The organism is Acinetobacter sp. YH12041, from assembly GCF_013419975.1.
Taxonomy (GTDB): domain Bacteria; phylum Pseudomonadota; class Gammaproteobacteria; order Pseudomonadales; family Moraxellaceae; genus Acinetobacter.
In genome coordinates, this window is the sequence record NZ_VOZC01000013.1 from 28,060 (window position 1) to 52,204 (window position 24,145).

Genomic DNA, 24,145 nt, shown 5'->3' on the forward strand with positions numbered 1-24,145 from the left:
CTACTAGCAATGTTTTAACTATTGGAAAATATTACAGTAATTTAAATTATTTGGGGGAATTTTCAATAAACATAAATTTCGACACGTCACATTGTGTCGTTAGTAAGTAGGATGATTCAATCACTTCAAACTTAGCATTGGTATAACCCTGCCCTATGAGACAGCTTCATAATAAGGCTGCTTATATCTAGAATACTGTGGCAGTTTAAAGTTTTATTTTAATTTTACCTCAAACCACATTTGATAAATAATGAAGAAAACCTAGATATAACCCCCACAAACTACTGATATTTTTAATTTGCTAAAATTTTACATTGATCATATTTCATTCATGTAATTGTCATTTTTGCTTCTTATGATGAAGCTTTTTAAACATGATGCTTCAAAAAAATGAAAAAAAAACCACTAACCTTAGCTTTATTAGCTTCGACAATTTTATTAACCGCATGTACTGATGATGGGGACAATGGTCAAAATGGATTGAATAGTTTGATTCAACAGACGCCTTTAGTACTTGGAAATGATGATTGCTGGAGTGCTGGAACACGTATTGAAAGTGGTTTGGATAAAAATCAAAATGGTGAGTTGGATGCGAATGAAATCCAGCAAAGCTCCATCCAGTGTGGTCCAAACTTATTTGCCCAAGGGGTTGCATTGCCTTACCAAAACTTAACAAGCTTTAAGGCGAATGGAACAACTATTGCGAGTGCATTTACACTTCGACAGGGTGGCTTTGGCTCTGATGTTGCTGCCCATCCTACGAACAATAAACAATTTTACGCAATCACAGATCGTGGCCCAAATGCTGACTATAATGATGGCGTGAATGGTGCTGGTAAGATTTTTCCAATGCCAGACTATATACCTAAAATTGGGTTGTTTGAGGTACAAGATGATGGCTCAATCAAACTCATCAAAACGATTTTATTAAAAGATCGTGATGGAAATAATATTAGTGGATTACCGAATACTGCTGCACTAGGTGGTACAGGCGAAACACCTTACGATATTCATGGCAAGGTCATCGCTAAAGATCCATCAAAGCCTTATGACCCAATAACGAACCCTATCAAACTTGATGATTACGGTCTCGATTCTGAAGGTTTGGCAGCATTGAATGATGGTACATTCTGGGTGAGTGATGAATATGGTCCTCACATTGTGCACTATGATGCCAATGGAAAAGAAATTGGTCGTATTAATCCTTTTGTAAATGATGTGCGCAATACCTTCACTTTACCGCAAGAATTTAGTTATCGTCGTGCCAACCGTGGTATGGAAGGTTTAACTATTACACCTGACCAAAAAACATTGGTTGGGATTATGCAATCGACAATGGACTTACCGACTAAAGCTGTTAATAAATCAACCTTAACACGTATTGTGACGATCAATCTTGAAACAGGAAAAGTTGCTCAGTATCTCTATCGTCAAGAAATTGATGCTAACTCAAACTCAGCTATTATTGCGATTAATGATCATGAGTTTTTAGTACTGGAACGTGATGGCAAATTCCTTAAAGACGATCCGAATATCATGAAACATGTTTATCGTATTGATCTGAAGGATGCTACCAATTTGGAGGATATCGCAACTCAGGGCGATCTAGTGCAAGATCCTAAACTTGGTTTAACGATTGCAGGTAAAACCCTCGAGCAATATTTCATCAATAACGATAAAAAATGGGAAGCATTACAAGCACTAAATATTCAGCCAGTAAGTAAAACATTGGTATTGGATATGGGTAAACGTGTAAGTTATGCGCATGACAAAATGGAAGGTCTATGGTTGATTAACCGACAAACTCTTGGCATTGTGAATGATGATGACATGGGTCTTTGGACAACCAATGGTTTAGAGCAAAAGTATTTGGATAATGTGGGCATGCGTGTCGATACACCTACCTTATATATTGCCGATAAGTTAAATCTTTTCAACCCATAACAATGAATGAAGCCCAAAAGCTAAAACTTTTGGGCTTTTTAAATTCAACTTTTGTCTAGAGAGAAAAATGAGAATAACTCAATCGGCTTTGATAACTTTCTTGGCAATTACAGTGCTACCATCGCTGAGCTATGCATCTCCCAAAGCCACATCTCGCGAATACAAAGTACTATTAGATCCCATAAATTTTAATTATGGAAATGAAGCAAGCAGCATAAATAGCTATTTTTCAGCGGTGAAAAATGCGATTGAAAATAAAATCAGTCGTGACGTAACTGGTGCTATGATCTTTGATACACAAAGAGAAATCCGCTTTTACGATACTCAAGGAAGCTGTACTTTAAAAAATATGGGATACAGCTTCAGAGAGCGTAATGAAAATGGTACAAAAGAAGTAACTTTAAAGTATCGTGGATATGACCATTATATTGCTGACTTCAAAGATTTGACTAGCAATGTATCAGGCGCAAAAACTAAGCTAGAAGATGACATTACTCGTAAAGATAACTTGAGTTTCCTTGTAGTTGCAAGCAAGTCAACAACCGTACCAACCTCGCGAACCATTAACGATTTTGAGGATATCAATATTCTATTTACTGGCTTCAAAAATGACTATAATTTTAATAATAGTCTAGCCCTGAATCAAGTTGGTGGTCTAACTATCTATGAACGAAAATATAGTGGTGCAACGATTGATTTAGGTGAATTCGATGCAGATTTAGAGTTAAGTTTATGGTATACCCTATTGCCTTACGGTAGTCTAAAACCTGTTTTAGCAGAAATTTCGTTTAAATATTCAGATCCCAATGCGAATTTCACAAGAAAAGTAGTTGATCGTGCTGCTTTAAGCTTCAGTGCTTTAAAAGGTTTAACCCAATATAATGCACCAACTTCGACAGCAACAAAGACTCAGTTTGTGTACCAATATCAATCAAATTTCTGCAATTAGCCTTCATACACATCTAGAAAATTTAACCTGATAGAAACAATAAAAAATGGGTAACTGTCAGATCAGGTTTGAGATACAAGTTATCCTTCTCTGCCCCAATTTCAAGCCCAATATTTAAAGCTTGGGCTGTTCTAAACACATTAATCACACAGCCTAAACCGAGTGAATAAATCGGCTGTCTTAATAGAACAACAACAGCACCTAGAATATGCTCAACTTCAGCCACAGTTTCAGGCTCGTATAGGTATTTTCCGTTCGCTTCTACGTGATTGTCAGTTTAGGACGCAAACTGGGGCTCATCCCGCCTGCACGTCCAACGCACAGCTTGGGGTATGAAGAATCACTCTATTGGTTCAGAGTATTGGCCTTCTTCGATGGCAAACGCAGCCGCATGTCGAAAAGGCCCATCAGGCGAAAATAGCAAGCCCCCCATTTGATCACTTACCGTGGCAGTTGGGACAATGGGGCAACACTTGATATGCCGAGCTTAAGAGGGTGAATAAGAGGGATGTGAACCGCCCCAAGGAATGGGGCAATTGGGGATGCGGTAACAACTCCTAACCGCATCAAGAATACCAAACTTGCAAAAGTCCCAAATTGGGACTAATATCTATTTATGAGAATTATCGCACTATCAACCTTAAAAACATTTTGGGAAGACAGCTCAGAATACATTGACGCTAAAGAGCCAACGTTAGCTTGGTATAGGCATGCATTAAACGCTGATTGGGGAGCACCGGCGGATGTGAAACAGGACTTTAGAAATGCCAGCATCCTCAAAGATGGGCGTGTCGTGTTTAACATTGCCGGTAATAAATACCGGTTAGTTGCTTGGATCAATTATGCGTACAAAGTGGTTTACATACGGTTTATCGGCAGCCATGCGCAATACGATAAAATTGATGTACAAACGATTTGAAGCCAAAAGGTAGTAACAAGAGGTAAATATAATGGACATCAGACCTATTAAAACAGATGCCGACTACCGCGCGGCATTAAACGACATCGAAAACCTAATGATGGCGGAGCCTGATACCGTCGAAGGCGAAAAGCTGGACATTTTGGTTACGTTAGTCGAGGCCTACGAAGCAAAGCATTTTCCAATGGATTTGCCAGACCCTGTTGAGGCAATAAAGTTTGAGATGGAGCGCAAAGGCTTAACCGTTAAAGATCTTGAACCCATGATAGGTAAAAGCAATCGTGTTTATGAAATCCTAAACCATAAGCGATCACTCACGCTAAAAATGATTTGGAAACTTCATGAAGGGTTAGGTATTCCAGCAGAGTCGCTGATCAAGCCACCGCAAGTTCGCGCTTTATAGTGCTGCGAATCAAAATTAGTTTGTTATGAATGACGCTCGCTACCCAAACATTTCTGCTATTGATAACAGGCTAGCTGAGCTTGAAAATGAAAAGCAGCAGCTTCTCGCATTAAGAGAGGCTTTGCGTAGCGCTCAAATCGAGCGTTCAGTACAGACATTCACGCCAGAACAAAAGGTCGCCTTATTCAGACAACGATTTCGTGGAAGAGAGGATATCTTTGCCAATCGTTGGCAAAATCAACAGGGGCGCAGTGGCTATTCCGTAGCCTGTGATAATGAGTGGGTAAGCGGGCTATGCAACAAACCCCGCATTAAATGCCAAGACTGTTCACACCGAAAGTTTAGCGAATTAAACGAGCACATTATTTACAGGCACCTTGCCGGTCATCAAGTGGTAGGTCTGTATCCACTACTTAAAGATAATTCGTGCTATTTGTTGGCAGCCGATTTTGACAAAGGCTGTTGGCAAGAAGAAGTCAAAGCAATGTCTAAAGTGTGCCAAGCGTTTGATATTCCGCACGCGATAGAAATCTCGCGTTCTGGCAACGGGGCTCACTTATGGATATTTTTTGAAACCAATATCCCAGCGAACCATGCTCGGGCACTGGGTTTCGCTTTGCTTGATAAAGCCATGGAAATATTTCCAAATCTATCGTTTGACTCCTATGACAGGCTCTTTCCTAACCAAGATGTACTTCCTGAAGGCGGGTTTGGCAATCTCATTGCGTTACCACTTCAAAAGGAGGCTCGCCTTTCAGGTCGTAGTTGCTTTGTTGACAGTGACCTGAATGCCATCGATGATCAATGGCGGTACCTTGCTGAGCTTAAAACGCTCACTCAGTCGAGTATTGACCAACTCATAACAACTATTTCACCCAACACCCTATTACTGTCCGAGCAAGGGCTAACAGACAACCGCCCTCCTTGGGAAATCACAGCCAAAGCCGCACCAATAAAATTAGAGTCTTTGCCGAAAAACGTGACCATTACCTTGGCCAACCATATCTACTTTTTGATGAGCGAGTTACCTGGGCCATTACTGGCCGGACTAAAGCGATTAGCTAGTTTTTCTAATCCTGTGTTTTTTAAAACACAAGCGTTGCGCTTTTCAACCCATGGCATTCCGAGGTTTATTTCCTGTGCTCGTATTGAAAACGGTTATCTAGCACTACCGCGAGGCTGCCTCGATGATGCGATTGCTTTGCTACAAGAGCAAAACATTTCGCCACTATTTGACGATAAGCGTGAAATTGGTAAACCATTATTAAAGCTTACCCCTGAGTTCACTTTGCGAAAGAACCAGCGTGACGCAGTGGCCGCAATATCTAAACATGACTTCGGTATTTTGCATGCGCCAACTGCATTTGGAAAAACGGTTACTGCCATTGCTATGATCGTAAAACGCAAAGTAAATACCCTCATACTGGTTCATAGCCGACAACTGCTCGAACAATGGCAAGAGCGCTTACGCACGTTCCTACCCGAAGTAACCATTGGCAGTATAGGCGGAGGTAAAAGAAAGCCGAGTGGCATTATCGACATAGCCACCTACCAAAGTTTGGTTAATAAAAAAGACAATTCCATCACTCCTCTCATTCAAGACTACGGCCATATTATTGTTGACGAATGCCACCACCTATCTGCACCAAGGTTTGAAATGGTACTCAACGAGGTAAGAGCAAAATATGTATTGGGCCTTACAGCAACACCAGAGCGACAAGATGGTCATCAAAAGATCATTTTTATGGCGGCAGGGCCTATTCGCTACAAAGTGAAACAAAGCCCTGATGAGCAATTTACTCAAACCGTGATGATTCATCAGCTCTACGATGTACCAGCAGCAGAGCTTATAAAAACAGATGAGCGCCCCAAAATAAGCGATGCCTACCGCTGGCTCGTCAATAATGAGCAGCGCACTTCAAAAATCGTCTCAGACGCCTACGAGTGTGTTCAAAATGGCGGACACCCGTTAGTCCTTACAGAGCGTAGAGAGCACGCAGAATCCATACACTCACGACTTACCGAAATGGGTATAAGCACTGTCGTACTTAAAGGCGCCATGAAAGCTGCGGAACGCAAGAACGCTGACAATCATCTGCAATCGGCTCAAGTCGTCGTCGCAACAGGAAAATATGTAGGCGAAGGGTTTGACCTACCAAGACTGGATACGTTGTTTTTGGCCATGCCCATCTCATGGAAAGGAACATTGGCTCAATATGCCGGTCGTATTCATCGTGAATCGGAAGGCAAAACACAAGTCACTATTCACGACTATGTGGACTGCACTCTCCCTATGCTGCAACGCATGTTTAAAAAACGCGAGAAAAGCTACAAGGCTATGAGGTACGCCCTTGAGTACATTGATGACAACAGTAACAAGCAACCTTCATTGAAATTAGAAAACATCCCTTCACCAAATACCAAGCCAAAATAAACAGCAGCACTTCATTAAACACTTCCCCATGCCTTTACCCCCATACGCCAAAACTGAGCTAAATCAGCTGTGGTTTGTGCTCCACAATTGGAAATAAATTCAGCAATCTCTAAGTAGCTGGCACCTTGAGATTGTTCACCATCATAGTATTGAAGCTGTGTCATGGCCGACGAAAAATGCAGCCGCTTGTCACCGTCGCGGTCAAACCGTTTTGTTAAGAAGGTATGGTGCTGTGACGAAAATTGCCTCATCTCACTTGGAAACATGTCAACACCTGCCGCTAACGCCAATTCATAACAGACCATCTCCCACGCGCCCACATCATGGGTATCGTTTAAATTGGGAAACTTAGCAATCCACAAGTGGTCTTGTTCATCTGTGACACAAGCTTTGGGCCTTGCACCACCTAATGATGAGCCTGGAGAAATCAGCATTTTCAACCAGCGGTAATACTCGTCACTGTCGATGTTATCGTCTTTTTCAATCTGCATTGCTGCATGCTCTAGCTCTCGCAAAGAAGCCATTGGCGGCGCAGCAAATTCAGAATTGTCGTCCAAAAAAGCATTCGAGCCTGTTCGCTTAAATCGAATACCACCCATCCGGTAAGAGTCATTTACGCCCAGCAGGTAATCCAATTCGTTTAATCGACTTGTTGCTCGAATGCCTTTGCGCGCCTCAATCGCCGCACGCCGCTGCATTAAAATACGCCCCCATCTATCAGGCGATGAATCAAGAAATGCGCGGAAGCTTTTATCGACTTCATCGTTTTAGAGTACACCGGAGTGGAGGGTCAGGATGGGATCAATTTGCAAGCGATAGGCTGAGGTTAAAAATGCTTTATCGTAGGCAAAACTAAACACGCCACCTCGGCTTGAATCGCTGTAAGAAAGCAGCCCTATTAGCAAAGGTGCTTCAATTGGCTGCCAGTCGGCATAGACTTCAACGATTTCACGGCTCATCTTGAACCTTCCAGCAATTTTATGTTTTGCAGCTTGATACCCACTTCATCATGGGCGGCCATTTCTGCAAAGTTGCTTTCCATGCCAAGAACGGCCATCACCTTTAAGTAAGTGCCTATGGCAACGCCCGGATCACCGGCTAAGACTTAATTCACGGTTTTATGATCAAAACCAGTACGTTCACACAGTAGCTTTTTGGTAAAACCACGTCTTTTCATCGCCAACAGCAAGTCTTCACCAAACTGCGTCAGGATTTTACGCTGCTTTGGAAACAATATATTGTGTAAGTCACGCTTAGCCATATCACCAACCAAAGGGACTATATTCCCACTTTACTCAATATAATTGGATTTATATCCTACTTTTAGGTTTAGCTTGCGCGTTGGCCAAGGCGATGATGTGAATCCCTGAATGCCAAAGGTCATCAAATTACACTTTTATGCGCATAAAAATGTAAAATTCCGCACTTTTCTGCGCGTAAAAGTGTAGGCTGAGTTATACTACAGGCAGTTAACAGTCTTAATTGGCGGGAAATGACAATGCAGCGCAACTTACTAAACGCCCTAATAACATGGAAAAATCAACCGGTGCGCAAGCCATTATTGATCGATGGTGCAAGACAAACAGGTAAAACCTATCTGCTACAAGAGTTATTTGGGAATACCTTTGCCAACATCCTTCGTATCGACTTCCTTGAAAACCCTGCCTACAAAGAAGCGTTCGATGGCTCTCTGTCACCTGACGAGCTAGTAATGAATATTGAGTTGTTAACCAACCAAGCGTTCAACCCAGAAACCGATCTGCTGATATTAGATGAAATTGGCGAATGTGAACGTGCCGTTACCTCACTAAAGTACTTTGCTGAAAAAGCACCGTCCTATTTTGTCGCTGCCAGCGGCTCGAATATTGGTTTGCTCAACACCTTCCCTGTGGGCAAGGTAGAACAATACAATTTACGACCACTGACCTTCCAAGAATTTATTTACGCATCCAACGAGCAAGCGCTGATCAAAGCGTTTGATAGTCAAGCAAGCACACCGGCAGTACACACCAAATTGATGGACAAACTCACTGACTACTTTTTTACTGGTGGTATGCCGGAAGCCGTTTCTGCTTGGTATCAGTATAAGGATTCAAGCATTCTAGAGCGTGTTGAAAAAGTCACAAAAATTCATGCCGATTTAGTGGAAGGTTATCGCCGCGATTTTGGTAAGTACGCGGGCAAGGTCGACACCACACTGATTGAATCGGTATTTAATAGCATTCCAGCCCAGCTATCACTTGTCAGCGATGAGTCGGTTAAACGCTTTAAATTTAAGCATGTGCATGAGCGTAAATCTCGTTATAGCGATTTTGAAACCGCGATCCATTGGCTTAACTGCTGCCGCCTAGCTTTGCCAAACTACCCTATTGAAGGATTGCCGAAATCTCCGTTAGCGGCCTATAAAAAAGAAAATATGGTGAAACTGTTTTTGTTTGATGTGGGTCTGCTTAATCATATGCTCGGCAGCAGTTATAAAGAAATTAAGCAACAAAACTATGAATACAAAGGTTATGTGGCTGAAAACTTTGTGCAACAAGAGCTCACTGCCATTGGCGTTGACCCAAGCTATTCATGGAATGACGCCCGTGCCGAAATCGAATTTATTTTGGCGACCGATGAAGGCGATATCGTCCCTGTGGAGGTCAAAAGTGGTAAACGTACAAGAGCAAAATCGTTGGCATCCTACGTTGAAAAATGTACTCCAAGTAAAACCTTTAAGTTAACGGGTACACAAGGCTCATCCGCATTAGAGCAAACCAATATCGTGATGCCTTTGTATTTCACGCAGTATTTACCACAGAGATGGTAAAAGCGCGTTACTTAGACCCCGAGGTCTACACAAAGTGACTTCATAGGTAACAATTTGTAGACCTTTGGTGGGCTTACAACCTTTCAACCAACCCTCAATCGGTTTTTTGCTAACGTCATTTGGCCAGCCTATCGCCTCATCGTTTAAAGCAAATCACTCAAGCGATTTAACAGTGCTTTACGGCTATTATTCGCCACAACAAAGCGCTTAAAACGTTGTTCAAACGCCGCTTCATCAGCTTTGAACTGATAGGCCTCAAACAGCTGATGCAGATAGCGTGATGCCGCATCGTAACCACTGGCGCAAGTTCGATCCGCTTGCTCTTGTGATTGCTGCCAGTAGTGCTCACGTTGATTGTAGATATACGTCAACGCTTTTTCTTTTTCCGCTTTTTCGATAGCTAATTTTTTTGCGAGTGCTGCGGCTTGCTCTTGCTGTAATTGACTTTGCGCTTGCTCAATGAAAGGAGAAATGACGGCGGAAGTTAACCAGTATTGATAGATCTCGTCTGTGTTGACAGGTTCTTTTCGCGTCAGCGCTAAGGCTTGGTGACGGGTTAGCTGGCCTTGCTCAAACAACGTGCGTAATAGCGTGTCTTTCTCTGCTTGCGAGAGATTATGGATCCACGCATCAAGCGTAAGCTGAGTTTGTTTGGCTTGGTGACTGGGTTGTTCGCTCAGCACCATGGCGAGCGCCTTAACCAATGCTAAGGGAATATCATACAGCGCAGCAAACGACTGCTCCTCTTCCCTGAGGTGCTCAAAATCGAATTGAATTAACGGCACTCGCTCAACGCCATCATTAAAATCAAACGCTTTGAGCCACATTAAGTACACAAGGCGCCAATCCCCTTGCATTAACCCGCCGCGTAAAGCGGCTAAATGCTGGAAAAAGTCGTCAGCATGCTCATCGTCAAAATACTCATCACACTCCTCAAGGGAAAAAATCAGCAACTGCCACTCATCGTTTTCGTGAACATGAAGTCCATCACTTGAAAAGCCAAGTAACGCATCTGGAAGCGTTCCTGCTGGTAGCTTGATGTATACATCGATTGAGCCCCAATCGGCATAGTAAAAACCGATATCAAAGTATTTTAACATCAGCTCAAAAGGCTCGGCCTTTAGATCACTGTAGGTGTAATACACCTGAAAGGCCGTAGCGCTGATCTCGGCACGGCTTGAAATGGCTCTGAGTGCTTGACGTGCTTTAGCATCTAAATACCCATCCAGACGCTCAAATTTATAGTATTGAAATTCGCTCACGGTGACCTTGCTATTTATTTATTGTGAATTGAAAAGTTTGTTTTAACAAAGGCTGTACCTGAATCACTCTGGCGACTTGTTCAGCGTTTATATAACGTCTTGGGTCAATCGTTACAAATCCCCAAAACTGCAAAAATCGCTCAATAAATCGTGATTCGATGAGCATACTTAAGTTTCTTTCTGGCGAGAAGTAATCATCCGTAGGGAATACCAGCAATAGATTAGGGAAAGCTGTCATCACCTCTTTCACAAGCTGCTCCACACTGTTGTGGCTTTGAATACGCCACAGCATAAACAACCAAAAAGTGCGCAAGTCGACATCGTATTCGAAACTGTCCAAATAACCCCAGTTATATTTGCTGATAGCGGCCTCTAACATAGGTTTGAAAAAGGCCTGTATGCCTAGCGCTTGATACTGCTTTTGCGCTGATTTTTTTACATGGTAGCGGCCACTGCGCCGATAAATAATACCGCTAATTTCGGCAAGCACTCGGGTGTAGTGCAAGGCATTAAATTTGTCTTCATTGCTGCCCGAAAACTCGCTGATGCTTATACTACGTTCTAATTGAGCAACGGCAAACTCAGGCAATAACTCACTGGCCTGTTTAACCAACTTAGCCGGTAAGTTGCCTTTACTCGTGGCTTTGAAGGAGCCTTCTTGCGCCATGGCCTCATCAAGAATGAGGGCTAGATAACGCATTATTGGGCTGGCAGAAAGAGAGTCGGGAGTGCAAATTGTCACCCACTTTAATTCATCAAAAGGCGCATAAAGCCAATTGGCCATTTGCGTTGGCGTTACGCCACAAAAATCGGGATGAGGTTGATGATTGCGTTCTTGCACTTTGTGCTGCAAAGCGGCATTGAGTTCATCAAGACTCAAATTTGGGTTCATTGCCAGCATGGTTTCAACATCATCGAAGACTTGGGCATGTTGCTTGGAAACGCTGCTCATACAACAACGTTTAAATTTTTTACCACTGCCACAATGGCAAGGATCGTTTCGGCCGAGCTTCATTACTGTCCCTTCTTATTGTTATAGAAAAAGCGCTGCATTTTCTTGTTTACGCTGCTCCAATGTCTTAGCAATCACGGACATTGTTGTTTTACTGATCCCTTGTTGCTTGGCAAGATACGTAAATTGGCTGATGGCTTCTGCGACTTCTTCAATAACTTGCTTTGCATCATTCCAATTCGCAAAGCCAGCACTAGTAGCAAGTTTTTGCATCACCTTAAGCGATGGCACTTTGCCATAACCGCCGAAAGCAGTGGCGTGTTCGTTGAATGGATGTGGGCTGTAGGTAACATCGTAAAAAGGTGCAGGGTTCCATTGACCGTCATCCGCTTGCAAAAACGCCCAGTTTTTACTGTGGTCGTCTTGGTTAGACGACAGCAGGTTAAAAACGGCACGGCGAAATTGCAGCTGCCCAGCAGCAGGAGATTTACACAACTGACGGCTGGCTTTGATCAAGTCAATATAATCTAAACTTGGCGTTCGAAAGTCTGCATCCAGCAGCCCGCAAGCGCTGTGCATATGCAAGCGACCTGAACTGCGATTACCGCTTAAACGGGCCTGCTCCGTGACATAATCAAAACGCTTAAGCGCCAACCAGGCAGACGCACCGCTTGTAGTTGGTGCTTCAATGAGTTGCCAGACTGGTGGTTGGCACTTGGCAAGCTCGGCCATTTGCAAATAAACCGCTTCACACAACCCTTCTTCATGCCCGAGCGCGAGATTTTTCGAGGTAAACTTAATCAGCCAAGCCTCATCTCCAGGCTGAGCAAAGGTTCGACAATGCTGAGTTTCCCCTGCAGGCATATAAATCTGCGCCTTAGGCCTTGCTCCACCCGAACTACCACCGGCGACTAATGCGGCCAACACCTGTTGCGTATGCCCATCTAACTCATCGTGATTATCATCCATATAATCTGACATTGAAGCATCGAACAGCGTTTGTGCTTCTAAGCCCAAGGTTGCTAAATCAATGTCCGCGTATGTCGTGGCTGAAAACTCAGACACCGGAGCAAAAGACAGCGCTCCCATGCCTTTATCACCGACAAAGGCCAGTCTATCCATCGCCGTTAATTGATTAGGTAGGATGCCCTTTTGCCGGAAAATACGATCTTGTAACAACATGCCCCAGCCATCGGGCAAACAATCCCCAAATACGCCATGTACACCTTGGTGCGGCGCTTTAGGTGCGGCTTGAACTAGCGTATTCGCTTGCAAGGTAAACGGTGATAAATTGCCAAACTGCTGCAAATAGTCGTCAGTATACTGAAAAAAAACGCCTTGCCGATTCTGCGCCAAGACTCCAACAGATATCTGCTCACCTGAGCTTAGCGTACGAGTAACATTAAGCTTCTGAATCGGTTTAAAACTCATCTTTTAGCACCTCATCAATACTCATGGGTATAGCAGCGCGTTCTTTGCTAAGTTGCGTGAGCTGATAAAGCCTATCTAGCGAATCAAGTGTCTGCCATAGCAACAGCAATTGACGAAATGAAATTTGCCCGGTCAGCTCAAATTTCTTAATGGTGGCCGCAGGTACGCAGCTTCGCTCAGCCAATGCAGCGCGCGACAGCTTTGCCTGCTTGCGTAACTCACGTAAATAAGCCGCATAAGCTTGGCTTACATCGGTATCATCAAGTAAGGTAAAATTCATCCGCAAAGACCAAATGGATACAGTTATATCCATTATAGCGAAATAAAACATAAAGTGGATACTATGATATCCATAATTGCGTAGAGTGTTGAAAAAATCACTCGATAAAGCCCTTCAAAACTGCTATTTTTAGACCCTAACAGCAGCATAAGATTAACCCGTTAGGTCAGGTGGCCTAACTTAAATAAAAAAGTCTCCGACAAACCCGGTACGGTTCAGCCATATATAACTCCATCAACCTGATTTTTTACCATTCGGTTTACCTAATTAATCATCACAAAATTATGTTGGTGATTATTTGGTAAATTTTTAAAAACTTATGTGACCAAAATTAAACGATCTTAATAAACATTAATTCCAATAAAAATATTTTAAAACGTAAGTTATTGATGTTATTGTACTTATATACACAGCAATTTATACAATTTAATGTAAATTATGTTGGTGACTATTGCCAAGGTTGGGGTATTTTTATGATCTAACTTTTACTACTTTGTAGCAGGAATCACAGCCATACAATCAATCAATCCCAACCTCGGTAATAGCTTAAAAATATTACTAATAAAAATAGAACCAAATTAAATTATGCACACCAAAACTATAAATTGTGTCTACTTTTCTACACTTACACAATAAATACCGTTAGATTACTTGAAAAGTAAACAGTTAAATAGTAGAAATGTATCATAGTTATATTTTAATAATCTAAATATGTGCCGTGGAACGCGTAAACAAGTAACTTCTGAATGTTCATTTAATTTTGATAACCCCAAAATTATCTTCAAGCGAGATCTTTCTAAACTCGCATTAAACACTCATCCAGATTTTGCTGGCATTCATCACTGCTATCACATGGCCTTTCGAGCTCTACGATTAACTTCTCATTTTCGTTTAGCATCAAACAAACTCAATGTTTGGTCTATAGCAGGAATATCCAATTTCTGGATCGCTGATAATTTTGATTTGTACCTGCATCACATGAAGCTTCCGCCTTCACCTCAGGAATTACATGTATATACGTTCCCACCTGATGCCAACTTACAACAACAACTCAAACACTATGCAAGCTTTGAATTCTTAAGTTTTTTGCAAGCAAATACTTTTGATATACACAATTTAAATCCGCAGCATCTTCAGCAAGCGATCAACCGATATATTTCGACTGAAGTTTTACTCGACTTTAATCGCTTACATTCATTCAAAGCACATAAAACGCTCAGTCTTGAGGGGCTTGGTAAGTTACTCAATTTTAGCCATACACAACTCCACAATAGAAACAGAAAAATCCATGCACGTCGCCAGCATCTACTTGACGAAGTCAGCAAGCAATCAAAAGTCGTCGATCATTATTTAAATCAAAATGATTTTTCACCAAATCCAACAGATTTTTGGAATTGTTCATATGCACGAAAGTGAAACTAAGCCCCTTCCTCAACCCAAAATTTTATTATCAGACTTATTAAAAAAGCTTTTTAATGCTGAGGATTTGTGTCTTCATGCACATATTAACTTTATCGCAGATCTATTGGTTTACCATGACTGCTCAGATTATCTTAAGGGGCTTGTTCTCAGTGAGATTGAATCTGATATTTCTACAAGTTCACCACCTCGCATTCCCGCTACTCTCCAAGCGTCTAGAAAATCTAAAATTGGTGATTCCCCAATCACGTATTACATCAACAGTATTGCCAGCATTTATCATGCGCACACGGAACTACTCACCTGGAATGTGCTCGTCCTTAAAGCAGCACTATATTTATTAGCATTGCCGCAGATCAAACCAGATTTATTTGAAAAACAACATACAGAGCATCTCAATACGATTAAGCGCTTATTTCAGCGTTTCCGCGTTGCAAACAAGTCTTTTTTTGCAAAAAAAAAAGATGCTCACGCATTAGATTATCAAGCATTCTTAACTCTTAAATTCCCTGCTTTATTTCTATCATTAGAGCAATTTGTAGAGTCTGCTCTTCAACCTGAAGCAGATCAAGAACTAAATGATTTTCAGAAAAATTTCTGTGATGAATTACGTATTGCATTCAATTATGTACTAAAAAGCCGTCCAAAAATTGCCAAATCAAGTGTAGATAGTAAACTGCAATATCGTACATGGGATACCGATGGAACTATTAACGAAATCATTGAGACTAAAAAAAGTAATAGAGGTTTAGCTAATGAGCAAGCCCTTGACGAGCAAGAAGACCCCTCTGTTATTGTTCAAGCAGATCAGATTACACCACTTGCCAGACATTCTAAAAATGCCCAACGTATGGCACTTTCGTTAATTCCAAAACATATGCAACGACAAGATCATTTGCTCACTGCAAGTTGTTTACTCCCAAGTGTTTATACTATTTCTGACCTAATTACATACCTGTATCATGATGATAAAAAACATAATGATAAAAGCGTGCTCGTTGTATTACTTTGCTTAATCACAGGCGTTGGCTTTAAAGACTGGTTAAATTTTCAAAAAAGGCGTGTAAAAAGATTAAATCATCGCCAAGTCATTAAATTGCAAAGTGACCAATACTATCTCTCAACCAAATTCAGCATTTTTGAAGATGCAACGTTTGAATATCCGGAGTCACTGATCAATAACACCGTTCATTTAGATATCCCTATCCCAAATCACTTTATTGATCGTATCAAAGCAGAACCAATCATCACTGAAGATGAGCTAAAGAAAAAAATTAGAATAATAAAAGATGAAGTCAAAATTCCTCAGCTGAACTTATCAAAAACTAGCTCATTACTGCATCATGTTATTTTGCAAAAAACAGGCAATAGGCAACTTGCTGACATCATCACTGGTGTAGATGCAAGTCACTCTTCTTCAAGCTCTTACTGCCATTACAATGTAAATAAATTACAAAAAAATTATGTCAAAGTTTTATCTGAACTATGTACACAGCTCGCTGAAAATGACTACGGTGATATTGTCTATAGTGATCAGTCCATCTGCTTTGGTAGCCAAAAAGCACCAAGTAAAAATGTCATAAAGGACATCCTTTTCTATCTTTACACCAAAATTTATACGACTTCAGATAACGACTGGGTAGAAAGTTTTAATGCTTATAGCATTTGGATGTGGCATATCCTACTTTTGTTTACCGCTGCACGACCTGTTCGGGACTTTCCAGGTTTTTTGAATAATATAAGTTTTCAGCAACAGACAATTATGCTGTCTGACAAAGAGGTCGGTGGTAGACGTGGCTTTGGACGCTTGATTCCACTTTGTGCATTTCTCATCGGTGAATTAAAGAAATATCTTCGTTTCCTCGAACATATCCAACAACATTACATGGCGATTAACCGCGAAATCTCAGCCCAAATTGATGCCATATTTAATAATGAACAGCCTCTGTTAAATCTTTTACAAAATGGCACACTCACTCCGCTTACACCTTCCAATGTGCGTGACTTTCATCCTGAAGTTGGGTTAGCACATCCCAACTGGCACCGCCATACAACACGTGCCTTTCTCACCAACAAACAAATCCCCGAGCCTTTAATACTTGCACTTTTTGGACATGAAGCCTTCCAACAGGAAGCCGCACATCCATTTTCTAGTTTGTCTCTGAACCAATATCGCGCGCTCGCAACACATTTAAATGAAATGCAGGAATATTTTGAAATTATTGGAGTGAATTTAAATGTCCTCATCGCTTAAAAAAGCAGATCAACTGTTTGCCGAAAAGAAACGAGAACTTACTCGACAATTAAATGAACAAAAAATTCAAAATGAAGTTCATGCTTCACTCCGCAAATATTTTTCAGAACAGCAGTTTGATCAGAATCCACATTTGCTAGGTGATTACGGCGAGGTTTATAGCCACATCAAGAAAAACTCTACGAGTAAAAAGTGGATCAAGTTTGCATATGATTTTTTTGAAGATTACATCAAAGAGTTAAATGCTCAGCATCGCTTGGATTTAGAGCTGCCTCATGCTGTTTTAGATATTAAAAGAGATAAGCCTATCGTGACCATGAGCTGGAATGCCGATGGTCATGAAATAAATGACCTCGTACAACAGCTTTATAATTATTGGGAATTGGCTGAAAGCTGTGACTCATTCTCAAATGAGGAAATCGTGGGCAATATTATATTGTCTGCCATTCTATTTGGTGGCTTAAATGAAAAAGCTGAACTTAATGCCTTGCTTGAACACCTCAGAAATCCAGTAAAAGTACGCCATTATAAAGACCTTAATATTCTTTTTTTAGAATCCCATTCTAATCATTATGGCGATATTTTTATTGATGAATATACTGTTCGAAAATCTAGAAATTTTATTCCAGACCCCGTCACACGTCTGTGGCTAATACATTTTAATCTGAGAGATATTCGACATGTTCATCTTCCCGTAGAGGGCTATCTTGAGTATATCTTTCGAAAAATAAAGAAAAAGTTTAAAAAAAATAGCTTATCGCATTTACTTCAGCATGCTCGCTACAACTGGTTACAGCTTCCCAACGTAGATATAGATCCGGCGCTCTCTGAATGCCTCATCGGGAATTTACTCAGTTGTGGTTTACCCGAACAAGAGTTTGAGCGTTTTGTGCAACCAAAATTTAAATATAAGCATGAGCTCACTACTGAAGTCATTCATCAGTCTAAGAATTTACCTCCACAAACTGTTTATTTGCATCATGAGCAAGATGCACTAAAAGATGTACTAAAAATTCATAAAGACTTATTAAAAATTATTCGTCTTCGCCAAACAGATGCCCCAATCTATCAACTCATGATCGATTATTGTATGGAGAATGCAAAACTCTTTAATGAATACAGTAAACGAATCACCCTGTGGTTAATTAGTCTCTTTAAACCACCTCAAGAAGATATAGATCTGCTAGCTCAGAGATTTGATTTTTGCGCTACAATTTTTGCTAAAATCATTTCCAACAATAGCCAGTTAGCCAAAAGCTCAATTTACACATACTACACTCGAATTGGTGAGCCTTGGCTAATCTATTCTTTACAATATCAATTTTCTGAGGACGATGAAGAAACACGCCTGCAAAAAATATATGCACAGATTTATCAAAATAACTGTATTGCTGAAAGTCTGCTCGAAGATACTGTTAAAAAATCGGCTGCTCAAATTGTAAAAACACTCAAACGTTTTCATCAATTTCAAGAACAACTATTCGATGCCCCAGCATTCACTTTAGAGACGCTGGATCAACAAACCAGACCACGCACACGTATTATCAGCCCAGTCACATTTCAACTGTTAATCAAAAAACTTCAACAAGCACATCTACAAAATATCATCTCTCAACATGACTATGAAAATCTTAGTCTTATTTATACGCTTGCTTACAGAACTGGGATGCGAATTAATGAAATGATTGGTTTACGTATCAAAGATACTGAAGGATTAAACAGAATATCATTATTGGTCAAGCCATATGGGTCAGAAAAAATAGGCAATGAACACAGATTAAAGACTGACAGCGCGCAACGTAGCGTGCCCGTGTATTGCTTACTCAAAGCATCTGAGTATCAACAATTTCATCAATATGTTGTCAAACAGCGGTTAACAAAAAAACCGAATGATTATTTATTCAGTCAGTTCAATGAGAATAAGAAACTCAGCCAGCACATGCTGACTGCACCCTTTAAAAATTTTATGGATCAGTTATTCAAGCAACATCACTATACATTTCATTCATTTAGACATTCTGCAGCAAATCATTTAGCATTAATTTTTAAATGTGATTATCATTTTTTGTCTGATAGCCTCACAGACTATACGGAAGTTGAATATAATCAGCTCAGGGCTGAGTTATTACGTAATTCAATTGATCAAAATCATTGGATTATCATCGCACATCTTTTGGGGCATCTCGAACCCATCGAGACCTTTAAAAGTTATATTCATGTAGCTTACTTTATTGCAGGTTATCAATTTTCCAAATATCGCCCATTACTAAGCAATGGTTTGGTTAAGAAAATGCTGGGGATAAGCAATTCAACACAAGAGTTACATTTTCTAAAATCGCTCAATGATCAGTCTGAATTCAATTTTGAAATGCATGCTACAACGCTCTGTAAACTCCTTCTAAACAATCAAGAAAAATGGATAGCGAGCAATGCTCACACACTACATGCAGAATTAGAGGTAAATCAAACGCAAGAACATTGTATTTTTGACTATTTTGTCGCGACTCCAGAATCTAAAATCGATCTTGATCTATTTTATAAGGCACTCTGCTTATTAGAGTTATACAAATATGATACGGAGCGCGTAGCACAAGAACTTTGCCTATCTCATGAGCTCATCAAGTATTGGTATGACAATGCAATCCAACTCAAACAACTTAAATCTAGAAAAAACAATCCAAGACTTTTTCATATAACCGAACTGCAATACATCAAACCGTCAATGATTGATACTAATGAGGACCTTTTATTGGTCACACATTTTTTTAACTATCTACAAGCCTGCTATCAAAAGTCACCTGAAAATATTAGGTATGTCTTAGAATTCTTTATTAATCACGTAACTGCTTCACATACAGGTTTACATTCAACGCGGAAAAATATTCAGAATCTGGAAAAATTCTACTATGCGGCCAAAGATCTGTTTCCTGCCAACATGTGGCATTTACTTGGAATAGATATGGTTAATTTTTTAAACAAAGAAATTACGCCGAATCTACTCAAACTTGCCAAGGCAAATCAGAAACTAGAAGGTTACCCAACAACAAAAGAAAATAATGCACGCTTACAGCTATATTCCTTAAAACAAGGCAAAGCACTACCGGCTTTTAAATTTTGTTTACATCTGGCTTGCATTGGTAGGCCTGCTCAATTGCAGTTAGAAATAAAATGACTTCAATAAATCATCGTAACGGATACTGCTTAACTCTCGTGCTACACCTAAGTTTTAATGGTGAGTGTCTGTTTTAATTTTTTTTGGGGGTTATACAGTTAATTAATGCTGATAAAAGCCTAGGCTGGCCATATATAATTCCATCAACCTGATTTTTTACCATTCGGTTTACCTAATTAATCATCACAAAATTATGTTGGTGATAATTTGGTAAATTTTTAAAAACTTATGTGACCACAATTAAACGATCTTAATAAAAATTAATTCCAATAAAAAATATTTGAAAACGTAAGTTGTTTATTTCATTGTACTTATATACACAGCAATTTATACAATTTAATGTATATTATGTTGGTGACTATTGCCAATATCGGGCTTTGGATTTTGATGCTGTATTGATTGAATTTAATGGGGAGGATGATCATGTTCATTTATTAATTAATTACCCACCAAAAGTTGCTATTTCAAATTTAGTGAATAGCTTAAAAGGTCTATCTAGTCGCCACCTTAGAAAAGACTTTCCTGAAATTAAAAACAAACTTTGGGGTGATTCTTTATGGTCGCCAAGTTACTTTGCTTCAAGTTGCGGTGGTGCGCCATTAGAAATTATTAAACAATACATCGAGCAACAACAATCACCTCATTAGAATTAAAAATCGAGCCTTATATCACCTCCATAAATGAGGGTGTTTTACGGCTCATTGGATAAATAAACATAAACGTCGACTACTCCCAGATCATTTAGCAACCGTACGTATTGAGCATGAATCTGCATCAACGCAATACATCTGTGGGTGCACACTGCGTCGTATCGGCGAATATCAGTGAAAAATTGAATTTCAGACCAGCGCAGTTCTATAAAGAACAGCATGTGCGTGGTAAATGGGTTTGTGATCAATGTGACACCCTGACTCAGCAAACGATGCCTGCCTATGTGATCGATAAATGTATTGCGACACTTGAGTTACTTAGCCATGTGCTGGTATCCAAATATGCTGATCACTTACCGCTGTATCGTCAGCGACAGATCTTTCTGCGCGCAGGTGTAGATCTATCTAGATCCACCCTGTCAGATTGGATTGGTCGCTGTGGTGTAGACACTTGAACCTCTGGTCAATGCCTTAAAACAGGTGGTGCTGCAGCAAGGGGGTGATCTATGACTTTCAAGAAACCGTTCAGGTCTGCATGCAGAAGAATTCCTGAATGGCTGGCAGGGACATCTGGTCTGTGATGATTACAGTGGTTATAAAGCACATTTCAAATCAGGTCAGATCATTGAAGTAGGTTGCATGGCACATGCATGTCGTAAATTCCATGAACTGCATATCACTGGGAAAAGTCAGATTGCTGAACAGGCACTGGTGCTGATTCAGAAATTGTATGCGATAGAAGCAGAGTTAAGGCACAAGACCGACGGTACAGCGCAACAACGCTGCGAATACCGGCAACGGCATAGTCAACCAGTGATGCAACAACTATATGAATTGCTCAACCAACATCATCTGATGGTGCCATCAAGTTCTACCACCGCTAAGGCAATCAATTACACTCTAAAGCGCTGGCAAGCCTTAAGCCGCTATTCAGATGATGGTAATCTATCTATTTACAATGATTTGGTGGAGAACCAAATGCACCCTTGGGCTTTAAGTCGTAAGAACTGGTTGTATGTTGGATCACTGCGCAGTGGTCAGCGAGTTGCTAACATCATGACATTGATCCAGTCAGCAAAGTTGAATGGTCTAGATCTGTATGCCTATTTAAATGGTGTACTGCAAAAGTTGCCGACATACAAAGTGATCCAAATTAAAAGATTGGCATAGAGTTTAGAGGATACTTACAAATCAATGGTATCGCCAAGTTGATCGTCATCATCTTTAGCTAAAACGGTCTTTAGCTTATCATTTGTGGCTAGACGCAACAGCATCAAATATCTAGCTTAAGAAGCATCTCAGAGTAAATTTTTACAACAAAGCTAATAAGCTTAGGCTATTTTAATAGTTTTCATGATCCGCTGCTTTATACAAAGGCTATAAAAATATTTAGTAATTTTTTATCTAAATTACTCTATATACTTAAAACTTGGTTGATCTCCCTATCTTAACCACACCATTTTTTGAGCACTGAAAAACTTTTTTCTGCAAAAATATATGAGGAACAACAAAAGTGTAAAATCTAAAAATAATATCTATTCTTTTAACTATTTTTCATTCAGCTATACACACAGATATTTTGTATCCAATTTTCTTAGTACTTGAATTCTTCAGTGATACATTAAAAAATGTGTAGCAAGTTGCTACACTTTTCCTTAGACAAGCTCTTTACCAAAAATATCATTCAGCCTATCACGAATACTTTGTACAAATTCCGGATTATTTTTTAGTTTATGCTTCATATTACGTTTAAAGTCATTCAAGCTCATACCAACTTCAGCAAAATCCATTTGGAATAAAGTGTCATTAATAACAATATTTGCTTGAGAGTCAGTGAGACAACCAATTTTTTTAAACCACTTCTTGAACTGCGAATACTTTTCATCATTATTAAAAATGTACCAGGAACGTACATTCGTATCGAATTTTGCCCCCAATTCTTTTACTAATGCATTCTCTTCAAATGGAACATCAAGATAAATTTTTTCAATTACAGCAGTTTCATTTAGTGTTTTATCAGTAATACGCTGATGCAGTTTAAAATTCACCCCCACAATTGGGCGCCCTTTTTTTATGGTTTCATACTCTAGTTGTAGATCTGTATTTTCGTTAATTTCTGCAACTATTTTATCTAATACATAGCGTCTAAAATCTACCCAGCGATCATATTTAGTTTCATTAATATCAATCAGAGCTTTCAAGTTTTCTAAAAGCATTGGGACTTCATAACTCTTTTGGCTTGCGTACTTGAATTCATTTTTAATGAAATACGTATAAAGACTCATACTAGCAACAGAATCCAAGGCAAACAGATGTTTCAATTGATAGGTGGTGAAATTCCCCCCAGCCAACTGCGTGAAATACGGTAACACCTCACTGGTAAAACGAATCTGAATGGCATTTTTAGAATCATCTTCCCATCTTAACTCACGGATAATAGGAACGACAGAATGTACTTTTTTAGTCTTTCTCTTACCATCATCAGTAGGTTCCTCAATAATAAAATGAGCCACCCTAGATGAAAGTTCTTTATAAATCCGGTCTATTGCAACATTAATCGAATTGCGTTTATTCAATCCTAGTAAATCTGCCAAATCATCCTTATACAGATAAATATAGGTTTGTTCTGTGATTTCACCATTTACCCTATTTTTCTCACTATAATTTGCAACAGCCATTGCATATAGGAGCGCCTTATATTCATTGGCTGATAACTCAATTGGGCGAATTAAGCGGTTACTAGTGCTAACAACGCCATTATGACGAATATTGCCTATACAGTAAGGAATATGATTCAATTCTTCTTGCAATGATTCTGATTCTGTCATAACCGTGATATTTATATATTTAATTCTATTTTTATATACAAAAGTGGAAAAACTTTCAAGACTTTCACCACAAGAATCTAAGAGTGGAAGGCTTGTCATCAGAAATATGCATTTTTGACGATTTATTGTCCTTAAAGTGGAATGAAATATATTATTTCCACCATATAGTGACAGACCTTCCACCTTTAGCTCTAAACTAACAGTTCAAAATACCCATTTTCACTTATTTCTTCCAAATTTAGGTATGCTATGTCAGATAGAAACCTAGATGTGACAAGGCTTCCACCTTTCATTAGATTTGAAAGGTATAAATGAATAGATAATCATCAGGAAATATCCAATAAAAAAAATTTATCCACAGGGTGCTAACACATAGTGACAAACCTTCCACCCTTAAAGATTGTTTAGCCAACTTTATCAACAAATTAAGTATTTA

General features: G+C 39.8%; 16 protein-coding genes and 3 pseudogenes. 11 read left to right on the forward strand and 8 right to left on the reverse strand.

Annotated features, from left to right (window positions below):
• The first annotated feature begins 390 nt into the window (after positions 1-390).
• Together FTU00_RS10945 and FTU00_RS10950 are read left to right on the forward strand one after the other, a co-directional pair.
• A complete protein-coding gene (locus FTU00_RS10945; protein ID WP_167846514.1) occupies positions 391-1,944 on the forward strand; it encodes an esterase-like activity of phytase family protein in 1,554 nt (517 codons plus the stop codon).
• Positions 1,945-2,011: 67 nt separating this feature from the next.
• A complete protein-coding gene (locus tag FTU00_RS10950) occupies positions 2,012-2,893 on the forward strand; it encodes a hypothetical protein (RefSeq protein WP_179989051.1) in 882 nt (293 codons plus the stop codon).
• A 22-nt stretch (positions 2,894-2,915) separates the two neighbouring features.
• Here FTU00_RS10950 and FTU00_RS10955 read toward each other — a convergent pair whose 3' ends face one another.
• Positions 2,916-3,119, reverse strand: coding sequence for a hypothetical protein (locus FTU00_RS10955; protein WP_094069354.1), 204 nt, complete (start codon positions 3,117-3,119; stop codon positions 2,916-2,918).
• A 390-nt stretch (positions 3,120-3,509) separates the two neighbouring features.
• On the opposite strand from FTU00_RS10955, the gene FTU00_RS10960 reads away from it, so the two are divergent.
• Genes FTU00_RS10960 through FTU00_RS10970 form a run of 3 tightly spaced genes read left to right on the forward strand, consistent with a single transcriptional unit; the run spans position 3,510 to position 6,649 of the window.
• Positions 3,510-3,812: a type II toxin-antitoxin system HigB family toxin gene (locus FTU00_RS10960; protein ID WP_154320130.1), complete on the forward strand. Its 303-nt coding sequence runs from the start codon at positions 3,510-3,512 to the stop codon at positions 3,810-3,812.
• A 31-nt stretch (positions 3,813-3,843) separates the two neighbouring features.
• Positions 3,844-4,215 carry a type II toxin-antitoxin system HigA family antitoxin gene (locus FTU00_RS10965; protein WP_000354814.1) on the forward strand — a complete coding sequence of 124 codons (372 nt, stop codon included), beginning with the start codon at positions 3,844-3,846 and terminating at the stop codon, positions 4,213-4,215.
• A gap of 25 nt (positions 4,216-4,240) precedes the next feature.
• Entirely contained in the window at positions 4,241-6,649 is a 2,409-nt protein-coding gene (locus FTU00_RS10970) for a DEAD/DEAH box helicase family protein (RefSeq protein ID WP_094069352.1), read from the forward strand.
• Positions 6,650-6,693: 44 nt separating this feature from the next.
• Here FTU00_RS10970 and FTU00_RS10975 read toward each other — a convergent pair.
• A pseudogene (locus FTU00_RS10975) lies at positions 6,694-7,608 on the reverse strand (type II toxin-antitoxin system HipA family toxin); the annotation flags it as partial.
• Positions 7,605-7,910: pseudogene (locus FTU00_RS15670) on the reverse strand (transcriptional regulator). The pseudogenes FTU00_RS15670 and FTU00_RS10975, both read right to left, overlap by 4 nt.
• Before the next feature lie 237 nt (positions 7,911-8,147).
• Here FTU00_RS15670 and FTU00_RS10985 point away from each other — a divergent pair.
• Positions 8,148-9,461, forward strand: coding sequence for an ATP-binding protein (locus tag FTU00_RS10985; RefSeq protein ID WP_070153175.1), 1,314 nt, complete (start codon positions 8,148-8,150; stop codon positions 9,459-9,461).
• A 143-nt stretch (positions 9,462-9,604) separates the two neighbouring features.
• Here the strand turns inward: FTU00_RS10985 and FTU00_RS10990 are convergent, their stop codons facing one another.
• From FTU00_RS10990 to FTU00_RS11005, 4 genes are read right to left on the reverse strand one after another with little or no spacing between them, the layout of a single operon-like run.
• Positions 9,605-10,723 (reverse strand): hypothetical protein, encoded by a 1,119-nt coding sequence (locus FTU00_RS10990; RefSeq protein WP_179989052.1) that lies wholly within the window; start codon positions 10,721-10,723, stop codon positions 9,605-9,607.
• 10 nt (positions 10,724-10,733) lie between these two features.
• Positions 10,734-11,738: a YecA family protein gene (locus tag FTU00_RS10995; RefSeq protein WP_070153169.1), complete on the reverse strand. Its 1,005-nt coding sequence runs from the start codon at positions 11,736-11,738 to the stop codon at positions 10,734-10,736.
• 18 nt (positions 11,739-11,756) lie between these two features.
• Positions 11,757-13,106, reverse strand: a complete 1,350-nt coding sequence (locus tag FTU00_RS11000; protein ID WP_179994267.1) for a type II toxin-antitoxin system HipA family toxin — start codon at positions 13,104-13,106, stop codon at positions 11,757-11,759.
• Positions 13,096-13,386 (reverse strand): helix-turn-helix transcriptional regulator, encoded by a 291-nt coding sequence (locus FTU00_RS11005; RefSeq protein ID WP_070153163.1) that lies wholly within the window; start codon positions 13,384-13,386, stop codon positions 13,096-13,098. The genes FTU00_RS11000 and FTU00_RS11005 overlap by 11 nt, the downstream gene beginning before the upstream one ends.
• A gap of 711 nt (positions 13,387-14,097) precedes the next feature.
• Between FTU00_RS11005 and FTU00_RS11010 the strand changes: the two genes are divergently transcribed.
• The 5 genes and pseudogenes from FTU00_RS11010 to FTU00_RS11030 all read left to right on the forward strand — a co-directional run.
• Positions 14,098-14,802: a hypothetical protein gene (locus tag FTU00_RS11010; RefSeq protein ID WP_094069346.1), complete on the forward strand. Its 705-nt coding sequence runs from the start codon at positions 14,098-14,100 to the stop codon at positions 14,800-14,802.
• Positions 14,789-17,059 carry a hypothetical protein gene (locus FTU00_RS11015; protein ID WP_070153152.1) on the forward strand — a complete coding sequence of 757 codons (2,271 nt, stop codon included), beginning with the start codon at positions 14,789-14,791 and terminating at the stop codon, positions 17,057-17,059. Before FTU00_RS11010 ends, FTU00_RS11015 begins: the two co-directional genes overlap by 14 nt.
• Positions 17,043-20,231, forward strand: coding sequence for a tyrosine-type recombinase/integrase (locus FTU00_RS11020; protein ID WP_154320135.1), 3,189 nt, complete (start codon positions 17,043-17,045; stop codon positions 20,229-20,231). Before FTU00_RS11015 ends, FTU00_RS11020 begins: the two co-directional genes overlap by 17 nt.
• A 329-nt stretch (positions 20,232-20,560) precedes the next feature.
• On the forward strand, positions 20,561-20,878 hold the full coding sequence (gene tnpA / locus FTU00_RS11025) for an IS200/IS605 family transposase (protein WP_257229519.1): 318 nt from the start codon (positions 20,561-20,563) through the stop codon (positions 20,876-20,878).
• 61 nt (positions 20,879-20,939) lie between these two features.
• Positions 20,940-22,051 (forward strand): annotated as a pseudogene (locus FTU00_RS11030) (IS66 family transposase); the annotation flags it as partial.
• Between the two features lie 485 nt (positions 22,052-22,536).
• Here the strand turns inward: FTU00_RS11030 and FTU00_RS11035 are convergent.
• Positions 22,537-23,709, reverse strand: coding sequence for a replication initiation protein (locus FTU00_RS11035; protein ID WP_094069347.1), 1,173 nt, complete (start codon positions 23,707-23,709; stop codon positions 22,537-22,539).
• Positions 23,710-24,145: the final 436 nt, after the last annotated feature.

Excerpts from the sequence above, each read along its gene's own strand:
- FTU00_RS10960 (WP_154320130.1), top strand. The coding sequence starts at position 3,510 with ATGAGAATTATCGCACTATCAACCTTAAAAACATTTTGGGAAGACAGC.
- FTU00_RS11005 (WP_070153163.1), bottom strand. The coding sequence starts at position 13,386 with ATGAATTTTACCTTACTTGATGATACCGATGTAAGCCAAGCTTATGCG.
- FTU00_RS11000 (WP_179994267.1), bottom strand. The coding sequence starts at position 13,106 with ATGAGTTTTAAACCGATTCAGAAGCTTAATGTTACTCGTACGCTAAGC.
- FTU00_RS10945 (WP_167846514.1), top strand. The coding sequence starts at position 391 with ATGAAAAAAAAACCACTAACCTTAGCTTTATTAGCTTCGACAATTTTA.
- FTU00_RS11010 (WP_094069346.1), top strand. The coding sequence starts at position 14,098 with ATGTGCCGTGGAACGCGTAAACAAGTAACTTCTGAATGTTCATTTAAT.
- FTU00_RS11020 (WP_154320135.1), top strand. The coding sequence starts at position 17,043 with ATGTCCTCATCGCTTAAAAAAGCAGATCAACTGTTTGCCGAAAAGAAA.
- FTU00_RS10995 (WP_070153169.1), bottom strand. The coding sequence starts at position 11,738 with ATGAAGCTCGGCCGAAACGATCCTTGCCATTGTGGCAGTGGTAAAAAA.
- FTU00_RS10965 (WP_000354814.1), top strand. The coding sequence starts at position 3,844 with ATGGACATCAGACCTATTAAAACAGATGCCGACTACCGCGCGGCATTA.
- FTU00_RS11015 (WP_070153152.1), top strand. The coding sequence starts at position 14,789 with ATGCACGAAAGTGAAACTAAGCCCCTTCCTCAACCCAAAATTTTATTA.
- FTU00_RS10950 (WP_179989051.1), top strand. The coding sequence starts at position 2,012 with ATGAGAATAACTCAATCGGCTTTGATAACTTTCTTGGCAATTACAGTG.
- FTU00_RS10970 (WP_094069352.1), top strand. The coding sequence starts at position 4,241 with ATGAATGACGCTCGCTACCCAAACATTTCTGCTATTGATAACAGGCTA.
- FTU00_RS11035 (WP_094069347.1), bottom strand. The coding sequence starts at position 23,709 with ATGACAGAATCAGAATCATTGCAAGAAGAATTGAATCATATTCCTTAC.
- FTU00_RS10985 (WP_070153175.1), top strand. The coding sequence starts at position 8,148 with ATGCAGCGCAACTTACTAAACGCCCTAATAACATGGAAAAATCAACCG.